Source organism: Streptomyces sp. NPDC048411 (assembly GCF_040704695.1).
Classification (GTDB): domain Bacteria; phylum Actinomycetota; class Actinomycetes; order Streptomycetales; family Streptomycetaceae; genus Streptomyces.
Genome location: NZ_JBEZKL010000008.1, coordinates 1 through 16922 on the forward strand (window position 1 = coordinate 1; position 16922 = coordinate 16922).

The following is a 16922-nucleotide window of genomic DNA, read 5'->3' on the forward strand; positions in this document are numbered from 1 at the left end:
GGCTCGCCCCGATACGCCCAGTATCGGGGCGACCCTCCGCCTTGCGATCGCACGCACCAGACGCCGCCAGGCCCGCCCTACGGGCGGACGACGCTCCTTTCGAAACACGCACTAGTCCTGCCGGCTCCGCAGCTCCTGGGTGCAGCACTTCACGCTGCCGCCGCCCTTGAGCAGCTCGCTCAGGTCCATCGGGACCGGTTCGAAGCCGCGCACCCGAAGCGGGTCGAAGAGGCCCGCGGCGCCCTGCGGCACCAGCACGTGGAGCCCGTCGCTGACGGAGTTCAGGCCGAACGCGGCGGCGTCCGCCTCCTCGGCGATCAGTGCGTCGGGGAAAAGCCGCCGCAGCACCGACCGGCTGCCCGGCGAGAACGCGCCCGGGTAGTACATGATCTCGTCGCCCGCCTCGTCGAGCACGCAGAGGGCCGTGTCCAGGTGGTAGTAGCGCGGGTCCACCAGATCGAGGCCGATCACCGGCCGGCCGAAGAACTCCTGTGCCTCGTTGTGCGAGAGCGGACTGGACCGGAAGCCGCGCCCGGCCAGGAGGTACGAGGAGGTGACCGCGAAGTCGCCCTCGCCCTCGTTGACATGGTCCGGCTCACGGATCTCGGTGAAGCCGCGGTCCCGGAACCAGTCCCGGTGCGCCTCCGCCTCCGCGTACCGCTCCTGGTAGGCGAACCGGGCGCCCAGCACCCGCCCGTCGACGACGGTGGCGCCATTCGCGGCGAAGACCATGTCGGGGAGCTCGGGGCGCGGGGTGAGCAGCTCGACGGTGTGGCCGAGCGCACGGTAGCGGTCGCGCAGGTCCTCCCACTGGGCCTGCGCCAGCGGCAGATCGACCGGCTTGGTCGGGTCCATCCACGGGTTGATGGAGTAGGTGACCTTGAAGTGGGCCGGGGCGCACATCAGGTAGCGGCGCGGCGTGGCTGTACGGGGCGCCGGAGCGGTGGCTTCGCGAGGCAAGGGGACGGCGGCTTCACGAAGCGAGGAGGGTGTGGCTTCACGAGGCAATGAGGGCTCCTCACGGACGGCAGGGGTTGCCTGCAGGGTGCCGGGGCTCGCACGGGTCTGTGCGTGAGCTCATGGTGCGCCGTTCGGAGCTACCGCGCAGTGAACCGATCGGGTGGTTCTGCGGGATGCTCCGTGACGTCTATGGAGAGATACGGAGACGATACGTCTCGCCTCGCTCCGCTGCTACCGTGACGGGCATGGCAGAAAACCGGCCGCCCGACCCAGGCCGCCGCAGCGAGCGCTCCCGCCGGGCGATCTACGACGCGGCACTCGGCCTCGTCGGCGAGGTCGGCTACCCGAGGACGACGATCGAGGCCATCGCCGCCCGCGCCGGTGTCGGAAAGCAGACGATCTACCGCTGGTGGCCCTCCAAGGCCGCCGTCCTGCTGGAGGCCTTTGTCGACCTCGGCAACCGGGCCGCCGAGCAGGCCGGAGCGGCAGGGTACGCCATCCCGGACACCGGCGACCTGGCGGCCGACCTGAGGACCGTCCTGCGGGCCACCGTCGACGAGCTGAACGATCCGGTGACCGAGGCACCCACCAGGGCGCTGGCCGCCGAGGGGATCGTCGACGCCGCGCTCGGCGCCGAATTTGTCGAGAAGCTGCTCGAACCGCAGCTGCAGCTCTACGTCACCAGGCTGCGCGCCGCCCAGGAGGCGGGCGACGTACGCGCCGAGATCGACCCGAGGATCGCCCTCGAGCTCCTCGTCGCCCCGCTCACCCACCGCTGGCTGCTGCGGACCCGGCCGCTCACCCACGCGTACGCGGACGCGCTCGTCGACTACGCCCTGCACGGTCTGGCCGCCCGCTGAGTCACGTCGCGCGACACAGTCACACCGAGCCGACCACGGCCACGCCTGTCATTCCCGGACAAAAGATCACAAAGATCCCTGCTCAGGGCATCGATCGACGCCCCCGCTTCAGGACTCTGGCCACCCGGGGCGCAGGATGGTGGGACCATAGGGGCAGGGGCAACGCTGAGGTAAGGGGATAGATGGGCGCCGATTTCGGCCGTTCTCGCGGCACAGAGAGCAAGTTTTCCCAATGGCTGCGCCGGCGACCCAAACCGCAGCAGCGCGCGGTCGACGACACCGCCCGGGAGGCGCTGCTCCTGGCCGTCGCCGAGGCCGGAATGCCGATCGCGCCCGCCGCCCACCCGATCGGCTACCGATGTTCGTGCGAACGCATCGGCTGTCCCACTCCCGCCAGGCACCCCGTCTCCTTCGCCTGGCAGACGCAGTCCACCACCGACCGTGCCCAGATCGAGCGCTGGGCCCGCAGTCAGCCGCAGGCCAACTTCATCACCGCGACCGGCATGATCCATGACGTCCTCGACGTGCCGTTGACCGCGGGCAGCCAGGCACTGGAGCGGCTCATTGCCGCGGGTATCGACGTCGGCCCGGTGGCCGTGTCCGGCGAGGACCGGATGCTCTTCTTCACCGCCACCCGCGGCACCCCCGAGGACGAGGACGAGTGGTGGCCCTGCGAGCTGGACTGCCACCCCGAGACCATGGACGAGCATCCGGGACTGCGCTGGCACTGCCGCGGCAGCTACGTGCTCCTGCCGCCCGCCCTGCTCCCCGGTGAGCTGGACGTGCACTGGGTCCGCGGGCCGGAGAACCCGCTGCCGGACCCGCTGACGCTGCTGGAGACGCTCACCGACGCCTGCGCGCAGTACGCCGATGCGGCGGACCAGAGCGATTTCGACCACGGGTCGGTGGCCTGGCCGCTCAGCCGCTGAAGCCGGAGCGCGGGGCCTGACGAGCCCTGCGCCCTTGTTTCCCGGCTCACGGCCACCGGATCGCGGGGCCCGGCTCCCGGGCCCACAGCGTTACGGCGTCACGAGCCCTTCGCCGCCGTGAGCCCCGGCAGTCGGTTCAGCATGATCACCTTGGCGCCGTTCGTGGCGCCCTTCTTCGGGACGTACACCAGCTGGCTGGAGACGCGCTCCTTGGTGAGGGTGGTCTTCACCTCACCGGTCAGCAGCGCCTGCACATCCGCGTTGACCGGCGGACGCAGCCCCTTCGCCGCGGTCTGCTGTTCGAAGTGCTTGCTGCTGAAGAAGACCAGCGCCCCGCCGTCCTCGGTTTCGAGGCCGAGCGGACCGAACGCACCGCTGTCCAGCGGCTGGTCGATGTACTGGTACGAGAAGCCCGCCTGGCGGGTGGTCCTGCGCGCGTCCCGCCAGCCCGAGGTGGCGACGCCGGGGGCGAACACGTCCGGCGTGCCCTTCTGCAGATACTCCGTGTACTGGGTGCTCAAGTCCTTGGGCGCCACGGAGAGTTCACTGCTGTCCGTGGCCACCGGCCGGGCCCGCCCGTCGCTGTCCTTCGCGAAGGCGGGCACCGCGGCGGGCGCCACGACCGACAGATAGGCGGCCCGCCACCCGGCGTCGGGCCCGGACCGCAGGAAGACGATCAGCCAGCGGGTGTCCTGCTTCCCGCTGTCCTGGTCGCGGTTGGAATCGGTGTCCGCGACGAACCAGCGCGGCCAGTCTGCCTTCTTCGGGATGACGTAGGTGGCGTCGGTCAGCTCCAGCGGCCTGTGGTTGGCATTGCCGCCGGGGTAGTTCTTCTGCCGCGCCTTCAGGCCGGCCTGGTTGATCGCGCCGAGCGAACCGGTCACCCGGTCCGCGTCGAGCGCGGGATCGTAGGCCTTGTCCGCCGCGTTGTACGCGGCGGTGAAGTCCGCGAGGGCCTTCGCGGCCTCAGACTTCGTCGCCGCCGGTACGACTTCCAGCTCGCCGTGCACCGTCATGCACCCGCTCGCCGTCATGCTCAGCACTGTCGCTGCCGCGAGCCCCGTCGCCAGCCGAATCGGCCTCAGGCTTCTCATCCGTTGCTTTCTGCGCCTTCTGATCCGTCGCCCCCACTGACCGTCCGAACCCTACCGGGGCCAGGAACAGTGCGAGCGTGGGGATCAGATACAGCGCCCACACCGTGACTTGAAGAACGGTCGGGTCGGGCTGGAAGTTGAAGGTGCCCTTCAGCAGCGTGCCGTACCAGCTGTCCGGCGGAATCGTGGCGCTGATGTCGAACGCCTGGTTGTGGATACCGCCCAGGAACTCGGCCTCCTGCAGGTCGTGGACGCCGTACGCGAGCACACCCGCCGCGACGACCACCAGCATGCCGCCGGTCCAGGTGAAGAACTTCGCCAGGTTGATCTTCAGCGCACCTCGGTAGAACAGCCAGCCCAGCACCACGGCGGCGGCGAGCCCGAGGAACGCGCCGATCACCGGATGCCAGCCGTCGCCCGCGGCGTGCACGGCGCGCCAGACGAACAACGAGGTCTCGAGCCCCTCCCGGCCGACCGCGAGCAGCGCCGTCGCGACCAGCGCCCCGGTGCCCATCGCGAGCGCCGCGTCCAGCTTGCCGTGCAGCTCCTTCTTCAGATGCCGCGCGGTGCGCCGCATCCAGAACACCATCCAGGTGACCAGACCCACGGAGATGACCGACAGTGAACCGCCGAGCGCCTCCTGCGCCTTGAACGTCATCTCCTGCGAGCCGAATTCGAGACCGGCGCCGAACGCCAGGCTGACGACGACCGCGATGCCGACACCGACCCAGATCGGCAGCAGTTTGCTCTTGTTGCCGGTCTTCACCAGATAGGCGATGAGGATACAGACGACCAGGCTCGCCTCAAGGCCTTCGCGCAGGCCGATCAGGAAGTTGCTGAACACGTTTCGGTTCTCCTTATGTCCGCTTCGAGTCCCGTTACGAGAACAGCGCCCGGCCCCACCAGTCGTCCTTGTCGCGGACGCCCGGCGGGACGGCGAAGTGCGCCGAACCCACGTGCTGGATGTACTCGTTGAGTGCGTCGTGTGCCGCGAGGCGGCGCTGCAGCGGAATGAACGCCTTACGGACATCGCGCTGGTAGGCGAGGAAGAACAGCCCGGCGTCGAGCCGGCCCAGACCGTCCGTACCGTCCGTGAAGGAGTAGCCGCGGCGCAGGATCGTCGCACCGTCGTTGCTGTCCGGGTGGGCGAGCCGCACATGGGCGGTCGGCAGCATCGCCTTGAGGAACGGCTCGTCGCGTTCCTTCGCCTTGCCCACCGGGGCACCCTCGCCCTTGTCCCGGCCGAAGACGTCCTCCTGCTCCTGGAGCCCGGTCCGGTCCCAGGTCTCGATGTGCATGCGGATGCGCCGGGCCACCAGGTACGAACCCCCGGTCATCCAGCCCGCGTTGTCCTTCTCGCCGACCCACACGTGCTTGTCCAGGGCCGCGGTGTCGGTGCCGGATATGTTCCGGGTGCCGTCCTTGAAGCCCATCATGTTGCGCGGGGTCTGGGCGTCGGGCGTCGTCGAGGATGTCTTGCCGAAGCCCAGCTGCGACCAGCGGATCGCGGTGCGGCCCATGCCGATCCTGGCGAGGTTGCGGATGGCGTGCACCGCGACCTGCGGGTCGTCCGCACACGCCTGGATGCACAGGTCGCCGCCGCTGCGGGCCGTCTCGAGGTTGTCGCGGGGGAACGTCGGCAGATCGACGAGCGCCTCCGGGCGCCGGTCCTCAAGACCGAACCGTCCCTTGGCGAACAGCGAGGGACCGAAGCCGATGGTGAGGGTGAGCCGGGACGGCTTGAGCCCCAGCGCCTCGCCCGTGTCGTCCGGCGGGGCTTCGGCGAGGCCACCGTATGCGCCGTCGCCGACCGCATGACCGGCCGTCATCCGCTCGGCCGCCCGCGTCCACTCCTTGAGCAGCGCGATCAGCTCGGCCCGGTCCTTCGTCGTCACGTCGAACGCGGCGAAGTGCAGCCTGTCCTGGACGGCGGTGGCGATACCGGCCTGGTGCACACCGTGGAACGGCACCGCGGCGCCGCTGTCCGCGGTCGGCACGGTATCGCTCTTCGGGCGCACCGCGGCGACCGCGCCACCGGCCGCGACCGCGCCGAGCGCCAGCCCGGCACCGCCCCAGCCGAGCAGGGCGCGGCGGGACGGGGCACGTCCACCGGCCGCGGCAGCGGCCTCTTCGCCGTCGACGGTGTTCTGCGTCTCCTCGGACATGTGCGAAACCTCCCCGCTCGTTACTTCGTCACCGCGGCAGCGAGCTGCGACAGCGGCTCGGCCAGGGCGTTGACGGCGTCCGACAGTTCCTTGCGGTCCGCCTTGCCGACCTTCTCGTACGAGGTGAACTCGTAGGAGGTCTTGTCCGCGCGGTACTTGTCCAGCAGTGTGTTCAACGACGCGAACTGCTTGTCCAGGGAGGCGGTCAGCGCCGGGTCGTTCTTCGACGCGATCGGCTTCAGCAGCTCGTACGACTTCTGCGCACCTTCGACGTTGCCCTTGAAGTCGATCAGGTCGGTGTGGCTGTAGCGCTCCTCCTCACCGGTGACCTTGCCGGTGGCTACCTCGTCGAGGAGTTCCTTGGCGCCGTTGGCCATCGAGGTCGGGGTGATCTCCGCCGTGCCGACCCGCTTCTGCCAGTCGAGCAGGTCCTTGTAGAGGACCGGGGCGAGAGCCTTCTCCTCGGCGCCGAGCTTCTTGTCGTGCCACAGCGCCTTTTCCAGCCGGTGCCAGCCGGTCCACTTCTGGCCGGCCTCCAGGCCGTCCTCGCGGAGGTCGACCTTCGGGTCGATGTCACCGAAGGACTCGGCGACCGGCTCGGTGCGTTCCCAGCCGATGCGGGACTCGGCGTACGCCTTCTTCGCGGCCTCGATGTCACCGGCGGCGACGGCGTCCGTGAAGACCTTGGCCTTCGGCAGGGTCTCGTCGGCCTGCGCCTGCACATAGGTGCGGAACTCGGTGACAGCCTTGTCCATCTCGGGGCTGCGCTTGGCCCCGGTGCCGCCGGTGACCTCTATCCTCTGCCGGTAGCCGGCGCCCTTCATGCCGGGCTTGCAGACGATGTCGTAGGAGCCGGCCTTGACCTCGGCCGTGATGGTGGCCTTGGTGCCGGGGCCGATGTTCTCGCGCTCGGCGGCGATGCGGGCATCCGGGAAGAGCAGGTAGACCTCGGTGACCTTGGAGCCCTTGTTCTCGACGGCCAGTTCGACGTGGCCGGCCGGGAGCTTCTTCTTGGACACCGTGCAGGAGTCGTCCTTCGCGACGACGCTCAGAGCGCCCTCGCCCTTGCCGTCACTCTTCTCGGCGCAGCCCGTGACGGCGGTCAGGGCTGCCACGGTGGCGGCAGCGGTGACTACGGAGAGACGAACGGCTCGCATACGGGCTCCACACAGGCTGAAGAGAGAAAGGACTCGAACGGGACAAAGGCAGGACAGGTGAGGCGAACCTAACTTAACCTAGGCTTGCCTGACTGATGCCCACTCGTGCAGTGATTCAGCTCTCACTTGGGGTGCGGGGGAACGAGGTGATCACGGGCGACCCATGGGTGACCCAAGGGATGGTCAAGTAGCCGGGTTTCTTCTCGGCGTGCAGGTCGAGGGCGGTGGTCGGCGCCCGCGCGGTGCTTGAATGCGCACGTGAATGACTTCGACGTACCCGCGGGCATCGACGTACTGCGGGTGTTCTGCGGCCCCGACGGCCGGCACGGCAACGCCCTCGGGGTCGTACGCGACGGGAGCGCGTACCCCGACGAGGCGTCCCGGCAGTTGCTCGCCGGACAACTCGGTTTCAGCGAGACCGTGTTCGTCGACGACCCCGAGCGGGGGCGCATCGACATCTACACGCCGGGACTCCGGCTGCCCTTTGCCGGGCATCCGCTCGTCGGTACCGCCTGGCTGCTCGATCTGGAGATTCTGGAACTGCCGGTCGGGGAGATCTTCGCCCGCCAGGACGGTGAGTTCACCTGGATCACCGCACGCCCCGAGTGGGCGCCGCCGCGCACGCTGGAGCGCTACGCATCCGTCGCCGAGGTCGAGGCACTGACCGGACCGCCGCCCGGGGAGGGCTGGCTCTACGTCTGGGCGTGGGAGGACGAGGCGGCGGGGCGGGTCAGGGCGCGGGCGTTCCCGCGGCGCGACGAAAGGATCGTGGAGGACGAAGCGACGGGCGCCGCGGCGTTGCTGCTCAGCGCGCAGCTGGGCCGCGCCCTCAACATCACCCAGGGGTGCGGCTCCCAGATCCTCACCGCACCCGCACCGGACGGCACGGTGGAGATCGGGGGCCGCGTCCTGCTGTCCACCCGCGGCTGAGCGTCCGGCGGAGCGCAGACCTCCGGGTCGCCGCGGGCTGGGCGGGAAGGCCTCTCCCGGCTCCCGGAACACCGCTGACCGGTGGGAAAGATCGCGTACGGGGGCTACGGAAGGGTGAGGATCTCCGCGCCCGTCTCCGTCACCACCAGTGTGTGCTCGAACTGGGCGGTGCGCTTGCGGTCCTTCGTCACCACGGTCCAGCCGTCGTCCCACATGTCGTACTGGTGCGTCCCGAGCGTCAGCATCGGCTCGATGGTGAAGGTCATGCCGGGCTGCATCACGGTGGTCGCGTGCGGGCTGTCGTAGTGCGGAATGATCAGGCCGGAGTGGAACGAGGAATTGATCCCGTGCCCGGTGAAGTCCCGGACCACGCCGTACCCGAAGCGCTTGGCGTACGACTCGATGACCCGCCCGATCACATTGATCTGGCGCCCGGGGCGGACCGCCTTGATGGCGCGGTTCAGGGATTCCTCGGTGCGCTCCACGAGCAGCCGGGACTCGTCGTCCACATCGCCGCAGAGATAGGTGGCGTTGTTGTCGCCGTGCACACCGTTGATGTACGCGGTGACGTCGAGGTTCACGATGTCGCCGTCGCGCAGCACCGTGGAGTCCGGGATGCCGTGGCAGATGACTTCGTTGAGCGACGAGCAGAGCGACTTGGGGAAGCCGCGATAGCCGAGCGTCGACGGATAGGCGCCGTGATCGCACATGAACTCGTGGGCGACCCGGTCGAGTTCGTCCGTCGTCACGCCCGGGGCGATGTGCTTCGCGGCCTCCGCCATCGCCTGTGCGGCGATCCGGCCCGCGATGCGCATGCGCTCGACGGTGTCGGCGTCCTGGACCTCCGGGCCGGTGTACGGCGTGGGAGCGGGCTTGCCCACGTACTCGGGGCGCCGGATGTTTCCGGGTACGGAACGGATGGGAGTGATCTCCCCTGGTACGAGGAGCGACTGGCCAGACATATCAGCGAGTCTAACCAGCGCGCTTGGGGCAGCATGGCCCCGAGGAAAGGAGTCGATGATGGCCCTGTTCAAGAAGCGCACGGTCGGCAAGCCGGGCGAGTGGTACTACTGCCTGGAGCACAAGAAGGTCGAGGAGGGCCCGGAGTGCCCGGCGAAGGACCGGTTCGGGCCGTACACCACGCCCGAGGAGGCCCGGCACGCCATGGAGACGGCGCAGGAGCGGAACCTGGAGTGGGAGAACGACCCCAAATGGCACGACCGCTCCGAGCCTCCGGAGCCCGACGCGTAGGCCCGGCCCCGGGGCTCCGCCCCGGACGGCGTTTCTCACGCGCCGGAGGGGCTTGACTGTCCGGACGCCGGGTGACCGGACGCTCTCGCCTGCCGCCGCCGTTCGGCGTCCTCGTCCGTCCCGGAGTCGTACGTGAGCAGCTTCGGCAGCGCCGCCGCCAGCAGCGCGACCGAGGCCACGCACGCCACCCCGCCCGACCAGATCGCCGAGCGGGTGCCCGTCCAGCCCGCCATGGCGCCCGCCCGCACCTGACCCAGCTGCGGCCCGACGCTGTACGACAGCACCTCGATGCCCGCCAGCCGCCCGCGCAACTCCTCCGGGATGGTCTGGTTCCAAATCGTGGAGCGGCCGAGCCCGCTGAGCATGTCGCCCGCGCCCGCCGCCGCCAGGCAGCCCAGCACCAGCCACACATTGCTGAACCATCCCGCCGCGGCGATCGCCAGCCCCCAGGCGGCCGCACCGAAGACCACGAACAGTCCGTGCCGTCGCACCCGTGAGGTCCAGCCGCTCGTCAGCCCCAGCACCAGGGACCCGACCGACCCCGCCGCGTACATCAGCCCCAGCGACCACTCGGCGTGCAGCTCGTCCGCGAGGAACGGGAAGATCGTGTTCGGGAAGGCGAAGAACATCGCGGCCAGATCGATCGCGTACGTCCCCAGCAGCACCGGCCGGCTCCACGCGTACCGCGCGCCCTCCGCGATCCCGCGCAGCGACGGCTTCCGCGCGTGTTCGGCGGGCGGTGCGGGCGCCAGCCGCAGACACAGCAGCACGGAGACGGCGAACGTGACCACCGTGACCGCGTACGCCGTGGCGTGCCCGGCATAGGCCACCACCAGACCGGCCACCGCCGGCCCCGTGATCGCGCCGAACTGCCAGCGCAGCGAGTTCAGCGCGGCGGCCGCGGTGAGCTGGTCGTGCGGCACGATCCTGGCCATCAGCGAGTCCAGCGCGGGCCGCTGCAGCCCGGCGAGCGCGGAGACACCGCCCGCGACGAGATAGAGCGGCCAGAGCGCGGGATCGGGCAGCGCGGCATTCGCCAGCAGGACGACGGCGAGCAGCCCCAGCCCCGCCTCGGTGCCCAGGATCACCTTGCGGCGGTCCGCGGAGTCGGCGAGTGCCCCGCCGTACAGACCGAAGACGACCAGCGGCACCAGCTCGACCGCACCCATCGCGCCGACGGCGAGCGGCGAACCGGTGAGCTCCTTGATCTGGAGCGGCAGCGCGATCAGCGCCATGAAGCTGCCGAAGTAGGTGATCAGGCCCTGGACCCACAGCAGCCGGAAGTCGGCCGAGGACCGCCAGGGCGAGAGGTCGGGCAGCAAGGCGGAGAGCCGGGCGGGCAGGGCGGAGGTCACGAGGGGTCATGATCCGGTGCCGTATGTGCCGCCTGCAACCGGTTTTGGCCGCGGTGCGCGGCCCTTCACCACCTCGGTGGCGGTGGCGCGGTCAGCTGGTCGGCGAGCCGGGACAGCCGGTCCCGGAAGCCGCGCCGACCGCGCGGCGCCGGGGCGCTGTTCTCGCCGGCCGCCGCGCTCACCAGATGCTGCACGGTGTCCAGGTCCACATCGTCGGTGCCGGTCACCGCGAGCGTCTCATGGGCCAGCCCGCCCACCTCCGGGTCACCGTCGTCCAGCGACAGCACCGTCGCCCCGGCCCGGCGCGCATCGTGCACCCGCTCCAGCAGCCCGGCCCCGGGCCGCTCCGGGGCCACCAGGAGCAGCGTCTCACCCCGCCCGGCCGCCTCGATCCGGCCCAGACCGACGGCCAGATGCGCCGGATCGCCCGGTCCCACCCGGTGCCGCACAAGCGTGGGAGTCAGCTCCGGCAGCCCGGACCAGGTGGACTCGTCGACGAGATGGGCCGCCACGTGCCACGGCTCGTACGCCGCCGTCCCCACCAGCAGCAGCCCGCCGCCGTGCGCAGCGACGGACGAGCGCAGCGTGCCCGCGAAGCGCCGGGCCGCCGCGGGCCACTCGGTCCCGGCGAGCACTTCTCGGAGCAGGGCGACGCGTACGGCATCCATGGCCCGGCATCATGCCGCAGAGCCCGTCCCCGGCACCGGCGAACGCCACCGAACCAGCCGAACGGGGCCCGAGCTCCTCTGAGTGACGGATGTCGCAGGAGATCGACCTGGCCTTCCCTTCCAGGGCGGGCAGTAATGTCGGCGCCATGACTACGAACGACAGTGGCAGCGCGCCCAAGCCCCCCGCCAAGGACCCCTGGGACCTTCCCGACGTATCCGGGCTGACCGTCGGGGTGCTCGGCGGCACCGGTCCGCAGGGCCGCGGTCTCGCCTACCGGTTCGCCCGCGCCGGGCAGAAGGTGATCATCGGCTCGCGCGTCACCGACCGCGCCCAGGCCGCCGCCGGCGAGCTGGGCCTCGGCATCGAGGGCGCGGACAACGCCGACTGCGCCCGGCGCAGCGACGTCGTGATCGTCGCCGTGCCGTGGGACGGCCACGCCAAGACCCTGGAGTCGCTGCGCGAGGAGCTCGCCGGGAAGCTCGTCATCGACTGTGTCAACCCGCTCGGCTTCGACAAGCAGGGCGCGTACGCCCTGAAGCCCGAGGAGGGCAGCGCCGCCGAGCAGGCCGCCGCCCTGCTGCCCGATTCCCGGGTCACCGCCGCCTTCCACCACCTCTCGGCGGTACTGCTCCAGGACGAGGCGATCGAGGAGATCGACACCGATGTGCTGGTGCTGGGCGACGCCCGCGCCGACACCGACCTCGTCCAGGCGCTGGCCGGCCGGATCCCCGGCATGCGCGGCATCTTCGCGGGCCGGCTGCGGGGCGCCCACCAGGTCGAATCGCTCGTCGCCAACCTGATCTCGGTCAACCGCCGCTACAAGGCGCACGCAGGCCTGCGTACCACCGACGTCTGAGCCGGCGGACGCCCACGGACGCACCCTGCGGAGAGCGGAACGGGGCATGAGGGACACTGGACGGGACCGTGCACCGCCCCGGACAGGAGCTGCCCCCATGCCCCGCCTCGCTCTCTACGCCCTCGCTGTCTGCGTCCTCGCCGTCGGTGCGGCCGTGGCCTCCTTCGTCCAGGGCAGCTGGCTCGGGATCGTCTGGGTGCTGCTGGCCGGGCTCTCGTCCAACATGGCGTGGTACTACCTGCGCAGGCAGCGCGCCGGGGCCGCGGGCTGAGGGCTGTCCTCGGGGGACAGCCCTCAGGGCCTGTCGACGGCGCAGGCCGGATTCGCCGTGCTCCAGAACTGGTAGGCATCGCGTCCGCAGTACGTCCTGAATTCACTCACGCCCAGTGACTGCAGCAGGCTGTGGATCGCGTCGAAGAACACGTGGTTGATCTCCGGGATCCACAGCACGCCGAAGACCGCGATCAGTCCGAACTGTGCGAACGGCTCGACCTGACGGCGAATCCGGTACGACAACCAGGGCTCGATCACCCCGTACCCGTCCAGGCCGGGGACCGGCAGGAAGTTCAGGATCGCCGCGGTGACCTGAAGCAGTGCCAGGAACGCCAGCGCGTACCGGAACTCCCTCGGGACCCCGTCCAGGGCGTGCAGCCAGAACGGTGCCGTGCAGACGAGCGCGAACAGTACGTTCATCAGCGGGCCCGCCGCGGAAATCAGGCTGTGCTTCCAGCGGCCGCTGATCCGGCCCCGCTCGATGAAGACCGCGCCACCGGGCAGACCGAATCCACCCATGATCACGAACAGCACCGGCAGGACGATGCTCAGCAGCGCATGCGTGTAGGCGAGCGGGTTGAGGGTGAGATAGCCCTTCTCCCCGATCGAGATGTCCCCGCTGTGCAGTGCGGTGCGGGCGTGCGCGTACTCGTGCAGACAGAGCGAGACGACCCACGCCGCCGTGACGAAGAGGAAGACCGCGAGCCCCGGGGTAGACCCGAAGTCCGTCCACACCGCCCAGCCCGATACCGCCATGACGGCGACGATCCCGAGAAAGACCGGGCTGATCCGCCGGTCGCTCCGGGCTGCTGCAGTGGTCATCAGCGGACTCCAGGTGGCTGGGTGCGGGGAGTGCGTCAGGGCAGGCGCGAGCCCCGACCGTACCGGTGGCACGGAGGAAACGTCTCGCGCCGACGCGGTGGTTCCGGACAGGGCGGGGACACGGCAAGCAGGGCGCGCACCACATGGACCGCGCGCACCACATGGACCGCGCGCACCACGGAGCGAGACCTCTCTTCGGACAGGGGAGCAGTCAAGGAGAATAGGCGCGTGCGCTACAGCATCCTCGGCACCACACAGGCACTCCGTGACGACGGCACGGCCGTCGTCATCGGTGGGGCGCGGCTGCGCGCCCTGCTGACCGTTCTCGCGCTGCGCCCCGGCCGTACCGTCCCGGCCACCGTGCTCGTCGACGAGGTGTGGGACGGCGATCCGCCCGCCGACGCGGTCGGTGCCCTGCAGGCGCTCGTCGGCAGGCTCCGCCGCGCCCTCGGCCATGAGGCGATCACCTCGGCGGAGAGCGGCTACCGGCTCGCCGCCGACCCGGACGCGGTCGACCTGCACCGCTTCGGGCGGCTCGCCGGGGACGGTACGCGAGCACTGGAGGAGGGCGATCCGGCGAAGGCCGTGGCGGTCCTCGACGACGCCCTCGCCCTTTGGCGCGGACCGGTTCTCGCCGATCTGCCGGACCGGGGCGCCGTCGCCGCCCGCTGGACGGCCCGCCGCCTGGACGCCCGCCGCGCCAGGCTGACCGCGGCGCTGGCGCTGGGCCGGGCCGATGAGGTCCTGCCCGACCTGGTCGCGCTCTGCGCGGACCACCCGATGGACGAACCCCTTCAGGCGCTGCGGCTGCGGGCGCTGCGGGACACCGGACGTACGGCGCAGGCGCTGGCGGCGTACGAGGAGGTGCGCACCGTGCTCGCCGACCGCCTCGGCGCCGACCCGGGCCCCGAACTGCGCGCACTGCACGCGGAGTTGCTCCATCAGGAGCCGGTGCGCAGACCGCCGGGACAGGAGCCGGCCCACGGCACGGACCGGACGCCTGCTCCGGGCCGGGCGCCTGCGCAACCGGCCCGCACCCACACCCACCACGCCCACGGCAACCTGCGCGCCAGGCTCACCAGCTTCGTCGGGCGCGAGGACGACATCGACGCCATCCGTGACGACCTCGCGCAGGCCCGGCTCGTCACCCTTCTCGGGCCCGGCGGCGCGGGCAAGACCCGGCTCTCCCAGGAGGCGGCCGAATCCGTCGCGCGCGCCTGGCCGGACGGTGTCTGGCTGGCCGAACTAGCCCCCGTCGACGACCCGGAAACCGTGCCCGAAGCCGTACTGACCGCGCTCGGTGCCCGCGAGACCGTGCTGCGCGGCGCCGGTGCCGAAGAGCTCCGGGCCGCCGAGCGCGGCGCGGGCGACCCGCTCGTCCGGCTCACCGAGCACTGTTCCCGGCGCCGCATGCTCCTCCTCCTCGACAACTGCGAGCACGTCGTCGAGGCCGCCGCCGCGCTCGCCGACCATCTGCTCGCCCACTGCCCGGACCTCACCGTCCTGGCTACCAGCCGCGAACCCCTCGGCGTACCCGGCGAGTTCGTCCGCCCCGTCGGCCCGCTGCCCGACCCGATGGCGCTGCGCCTGCTCGCCGATCGCGGCGCCGCCGCGAAGCCGGGGTTCCGGACCGACGTGGACGAGGAGACCGCGGCGGCCGCCGCCGAGATCTGCCGCCGGCTCGACGGACTGCCGCTCGCCATCGAACTCGCCGCCGCCCGGCTGCGCATGCTCAGCCCGCGCCAGATCGCCGACCGGCTCGACGACCGGTTCCGCCTGCTGACCAGCGGGGCCCGTACCGTGCTGCCGCGCCAGCAGACGCTGCGTGCCGTCGTCGACTGGTCCTGGGATCTTCTCGACCCGTCCGAACGCGCCGTCCTGCGCAGGCTGTCGGTCTTCGCGGGCGGCTGCACGCTCGTCGCGGCCGAAGCGGTCTGCGCGGACGGGCCGCAGGACGCGCGCGAGGTCGCCGGACTGCTCGGCTCACTCGTCGACAAGTCCCTCGTTGTCGCCGCACCCGCCGACGACGGCGAAATGCGCTACCGGTTACTGGAGACCGTCGGCGAGTACGCCGCCGAGCGGCTCGACGAGGCCGGGGAGCGGGCCACCGTCGAGCGGCACCACCTGGTGCACTTCCGGGAACTGGCCCGTACCACCGACCCCGAACTCCGAGGTGCCGGACAGCGGGCCGCCATCGACCTCCTGCAGCGTGAGTACGAGAATCTGCGCACCGCGCTGCGCCACGCCGTCGCCGCCCGCGACGAGCAGGAGGCGCTCTGCATGGTGCTCTCGCTCTCCTGGTACTGGCAGATGCGCGACCTGCGGGCGGACGCCCTGCACTGGGCGGACGCCGCCGCCGCGCTGGGCCCCGACCCCTTCACCTCACCCGCGACCCCCGCACCGTCGATCCACGAACGCTGCACCGACGCGCCGCCGCCCATGTCGCCGGAACTGCTCGAGGAGGCCAGGCGCGAGGTGGCGCTGGTCCAGCTGGTCAGCATGGACCACGCCATGGACGAATGGACCAACGAGGCGAGCATGGCGCGGCTCCGTGTCATCGCCGACACGTATCACCCGGGCCAGCCGCAGACCTGCCGCGCTCCGGCATCACTCTGGTTCTTCGCGGTCATGCTCACCGGGGACATGGGCGAGCTGCGCGAGCTGCTGGACGAGACGGTCCGCTCCTGCCGCGAGCTGGGCTACGACTGGGAACTGGCCGCCGCGCTCCAGATGCGTGCCAATATGCTGGCCAACCGCCCCAGTTGGTCGGACGAGGCGCGCATCGACGCCGACGAGAGCCTGGAGATCTTCAGCCGGCTCGGCGACGACTGGGGCGCCGCCGAATCACTCTCCTCGCGGGGCGAGGCGAACGAGCGGTGCGGCGAATACGCCCGCGCCGCCGAGGACTTCCTGGCCGCGATCGGCTATGCCGAGAAGCTCGGCGCGCAGTCCCAGGTGGCGGTGCTCCGTACCCGCTACGCCTCAGTGCTCACCGAGCTCGACCGCGGCGCGGAGGGCGAACGGATCCTGCGGGACGTGCTCTCCCAGGGACCACAGGCGGGCCACGAGACGATGCCCACAGCCCGGCTCTTTCTCGCCATGTGGCTGGGCCGCTCCGGCCGGACGGCCGAGGCCCGCGAGCATATGCTCACCCTGCTTGACCACTTCCGCTCGGAGACCATGGCCATCTTCGAAGGCTTCGTGCTGGGAGGCATGGCCTGGCTGGACAACGAGGAGGGGCTGTACGCCGATGCGCTGGCCCGCGGCAGGACGGCGCTGGCCCGGTCCGGTGACCCGCTCTCGCAGATGGTCGCGCCGCAGATGACCGTCATCCATCTCGTCACCGTGGCCCGGTCCCTGGCCGGACTCGGCGACGAACGGGCGGCCGGGCTCGCCGCACGGCTGCTGGGCGCGGGCTCGCGACTGTTGCCGGCCGGACATGTGCCGACGTCGGTGGAGCGGGACAACCTGGCGCGGGCAAAGGCCCTGGCCTCGGCGGTCCTCGGCGAGGCCGCGTACGACTGTGCGTACGCCGAGGGCGACGGCCTCGCACTGGAGGAGGCCGTCGCCCTGGTCGACGCGTACCGGGAGTGAACCGGGC

16 protein-coding genes are annotated in these 16922 nt (G+C 71.0%); 7 read left to right on the forward strand and 9 right to left on the reverse strand.

From position 1 onward, the window contains the following. Window positions 1-111: 111 nt before the first annotated feature. Window positions 112-903, reverse strand: a complete 792-nt coding sequence (ddaH, locus tag AB0915_RS04915; RefSeq protein ID WP_366689831.1) for a dimethylargininase — start codon at window positions 901-903, stop codon at window positions 112-114. A 302-nt stretch (window positions 904-1205) separates the two neighbouring features. Here ddaH and AB0915_RS04920 point away from each other — a divergent pair, with 302 nt between their 5' ends. Then, entirely contained in the window at window positions 1206-1820 is a 615-nt protein-coding gene (locus AB0915_RS04920; protein ID WP_366689741.1) for a TetR/AcrR family transcriptional regulator, read from the forward strand. Between the two features lie 182 nt (window positions 1821-2002). Beyond that, a complete protein-coding gene (locus AB0915_RS04925) occupies window positions 2003-2749 on the forward strand; it encodes a bifunctional DNA primase/polymerase (protein ID WP_366689742.1) in 747 nt (248 codons plus the stop codon). Between the two features lie 98 nt (window positions 2750-2847). On the opposite strand, the gene AB0915_RS04930 is transcribed toward AB0915_RS04925, so the two are convergent. The 4 genes from AB0915_RS04930 to efeO are packed head-to-tail and all read right to left on the reverse strand — an operon-like array spanning window position 2848 to window position 7165. Beyond that, the gene (locus AB0915_RS04930; RefSeq protein ID WP_366689743.1) at window positions 2848-3783 is read right to left on the reverse strand and encodes a hypothetical protein; all 936 of its coding nucleotides are present in this window, start codon (window positions 3781-3783) and stop codon (window positions 2848-2850) included. Next, window positions 3716-4687, reverse strand: coding sequence for an iron uptake transporter permease EfeU (gene efeU, locus AB0915_RS04935; protein ID WP_366689744.1), 972 nt, complete (start codon window positions 4685-4687; stop codon window positions 3716-3718). Before efeU ends, AB0915_RS04930 begins: the two co-directional genes overlap by 68 nt. Window positions 4688-4721: 34 nt before the next feature. Next, window positions 4722-6008: an iron uptake transporter deferrochelatase/peroxidase subunit gene (gene efeB, locus AB0915_RS04940; RefSeq protein WP_366689745.1), complete on the reverse strand. Its 1287-nt coding sequence runs from the start codon at window positions 6006-6008 to the stop codon at window positions 4722-4724. A gap of 20 nt (window positions 6009-6028) precedes the next feature. Continuing rightward, complete coding sequence (gene efeO, locus AB0915_RS04945; RefSeq protein WP_366689746.1) at window positions 6029-7165, reverse strand: iron uptake system protein EfeO; 1137 nt, start codon at window positions 7163-7165, stop codon at window positions 6029-6031. Between the two features lie 258 nt (window positions 7166-7423). On the opposite strand from efeO, the gene AB0915_RS04950 reads away from it, so the two are divergent. Further along, the gene (locus AB0915_RS04950; protein ID WP_366689747.1) at window positions 7424-8095 is read left to right on the forward strand and encodes a PhzF family phenazine biosynthesis protein; all 672 of its coding nucleotides are present in this window, start codon (window positions 7424-7426) and stop codon (window positions 8093-8095) included. A gap of 104 nt (window positions 8096-8199) precedes the next feature. Here the strand turns inward: AB0915_RS04950 and map are convergent, their stop codons facing one another. After that, window positions 8200-9057 carry a type I methionyl aminopeptidase gene (map, locus tag AB0915_RS04955; RefSeq protein ID WP_366689748.1) on the reverse strand — a complete coding sequence of 286 codons (858 nt, stop codon included), beginning with the start codon at window positions 9055-9057 and terminating at the stop codon, window positions 8200-8202. 58 nt (window positions 9058-9115) lie between these two features. Between map and AB0915_RS04960 the strand changes: the two genes are divergently transcribed. Then, window positions 9116-9346: a hypothetical protein gene (locus tag AB0915_RS04960; protein ID WP_366689749.1), complete on the forward strand. Its 231-nt coding sequence runs from the start codon at window positions 9116-9118 to the stop codon at window positions 9344-9346. A gap of 35 nt (window positions 9347-9381) precedes the next feature. Here AB0915_RS04960 and AB0915_RS04965 read toward each other — a convergent pair whose 3' ends face one another. Beyond that, complete coding sequence (locus AB0915_RS04965; RefSeq protein WP_366689750.1) at window positions 9382-10701, reverse strand: MFS transporter; 1320 nt, start codon at window positions 10699-10701, stop codon at window positions 9382-9384. Between the two features lie 65 nt (window positions 10702-10766). After that, window positions 10767-11369: a hypothetical protein gene (locus AB0915_RS04970; RefSeq protein ID WP_366689751.1), complete on the reverse strand. Its 603-nt coding sequence runs from the start codon at window positions 11367-11369 to the stop codon at window positions 10767-10769. A 146-nt stretch (window positions 11370-11515) separates the two neighbouring features. On the opposite strand from AB0915_RS04970, the gene npdG reads away from it, so the two are divergent. After that, window positions 11516-12226, forward strand: a complete 711-nt coding sequence (npdG, locus tag AB0915_RS04975; RefSeq protein ID WP_366689752.1) for an NADPH-dependent F420 reductase — start codon at window positions 11516-11518, stop codon at window positions 12224-12226. Window positions 12227-12272: 46 nt separating this feature from the next. Next, window positions 12273-12497 (forward strand): hypothetical protein, encoded by a 225-nt coding sequence (locus tag AB0915_RS04980; protein WP_366689753.1) that lies wholly within the window; start codon window positions 12273-12275, stop codon window positions 12495-12497. Window positions 12498-12520: 23 nt separating this feature from the next. On the opposite strand, the gene AB0915_RS04985 is transcribed toward AB0915_RS04980, so the two are convergent. Further along, window positions 12521-13321 (reverse strand): site-2 protease family protein, encoded by an 801-nt coding sequence (locus AB0915_RS04985; RefSeq protein ID WP_366689754.1) that lies wholly within the window; start codon window positions 13319-13321, stop codon window positions 12521-12523. Between the two features lie 228 nt (window positions 13322-13549). On the opposite strand from AB0915_RS04985, the gene AB0915_RS04990 reads away from it, so the two are divergent. Next, window positions 13550-16915 carry a BTAD domain-containing putative transcriptional regulator gene (locus AB0915_RS04990; protein ID WP_366689755.1) on the forward strand — a complete coding sequence of 1122 codons (3366 nt, stop codon included), beginning with the start codon at window positions 13550-13552 and terminating at the stop codon, window positions 16913-16915. Window positions 16916-16922 lie beyond the last annotated feature (7 nt).

Coding starts and splice junctions, on each gene's coding strand:
- AB0915_RS04985 (WP_366689754.1), bottom strand. CDS start 13,321: ATGACCACTGCAGCAGCCCGGAGCGACCGGCGGATCAGCCCGGTCTTT.
- efeB (WP_366689745.1), bottom strand. CDS start 6,008: ATGTCCGAGGAGACGCAGAACACCGTCGACGGCGAAGAGGCCGCTGCC.
- AB0915_RS04960 (WP_366689749.1), top strand. CDS start 9,116: ATGGCCCTGTTCAAGAAGCGCACGGTCGGCAAGCCGGGCGAGTGGTAC.
- npdG (WP_366689752.1), top strand. CDS start 11,516: ATGACTACGAACGACAGTGGCAGCGCGCCCAAGCCCCCCGCCAAGGAC.
- map (WP_366689748.1), bottom strand. CDS start 9,057: ATGTCTGGCCAGTCGCTCCTCGTACCAGGGGAGATCACTCCCATCCGT.
- AB0915_RS04920 (WP_366689741.1), top strand. CDS start 1,206: ATGGCAGAAAACCGGCCGCCCGACCCAGGCCGCCGCAGCGAGCGCTCC.
- efeO (WP_366689746.1), bottom strand. CDS start 7,165: ATGCGAGCCGTTCGTCTCTCCGTAGTCACCGCTGCCGCCACCGTGGCA.
- AB0915_RS04930 (WP_366689743.1), bottom strand. CDS start 3,783: ATGACGGCGAGCGGGTGCATGACGGTGCACGGCGAGCTGGAAGTCGTA.
- AB0915_RS04925 (WP_366689742.1), top strand. CDS start 2,003: ATGGGCGCCGATTTCGGCCGTTCTCGCGGCACAGAGAGCAAGTTTTCC.
- ddaH (WP_366689831.1), bottom strand. CDS start 903: ATGTGCGCCCCGGCCCACTTCAAGGTCACCTACTCCATCAACCCGTGG.
- AB0915_RS04970 (WP_366689751.1), bottom strand. CDS start 11,369: ATGGATGCCGTACGCGTCGCCCTGCTCCGAGAAGTGCTCGCCGGGACC.
- AB0915_RS04980 (WP_366689753.1), top strand. CDS start 12,273: ATGAGGGACACTGGACGGGACCGTGCACCGCCCCGGACAGGAGCTGCC.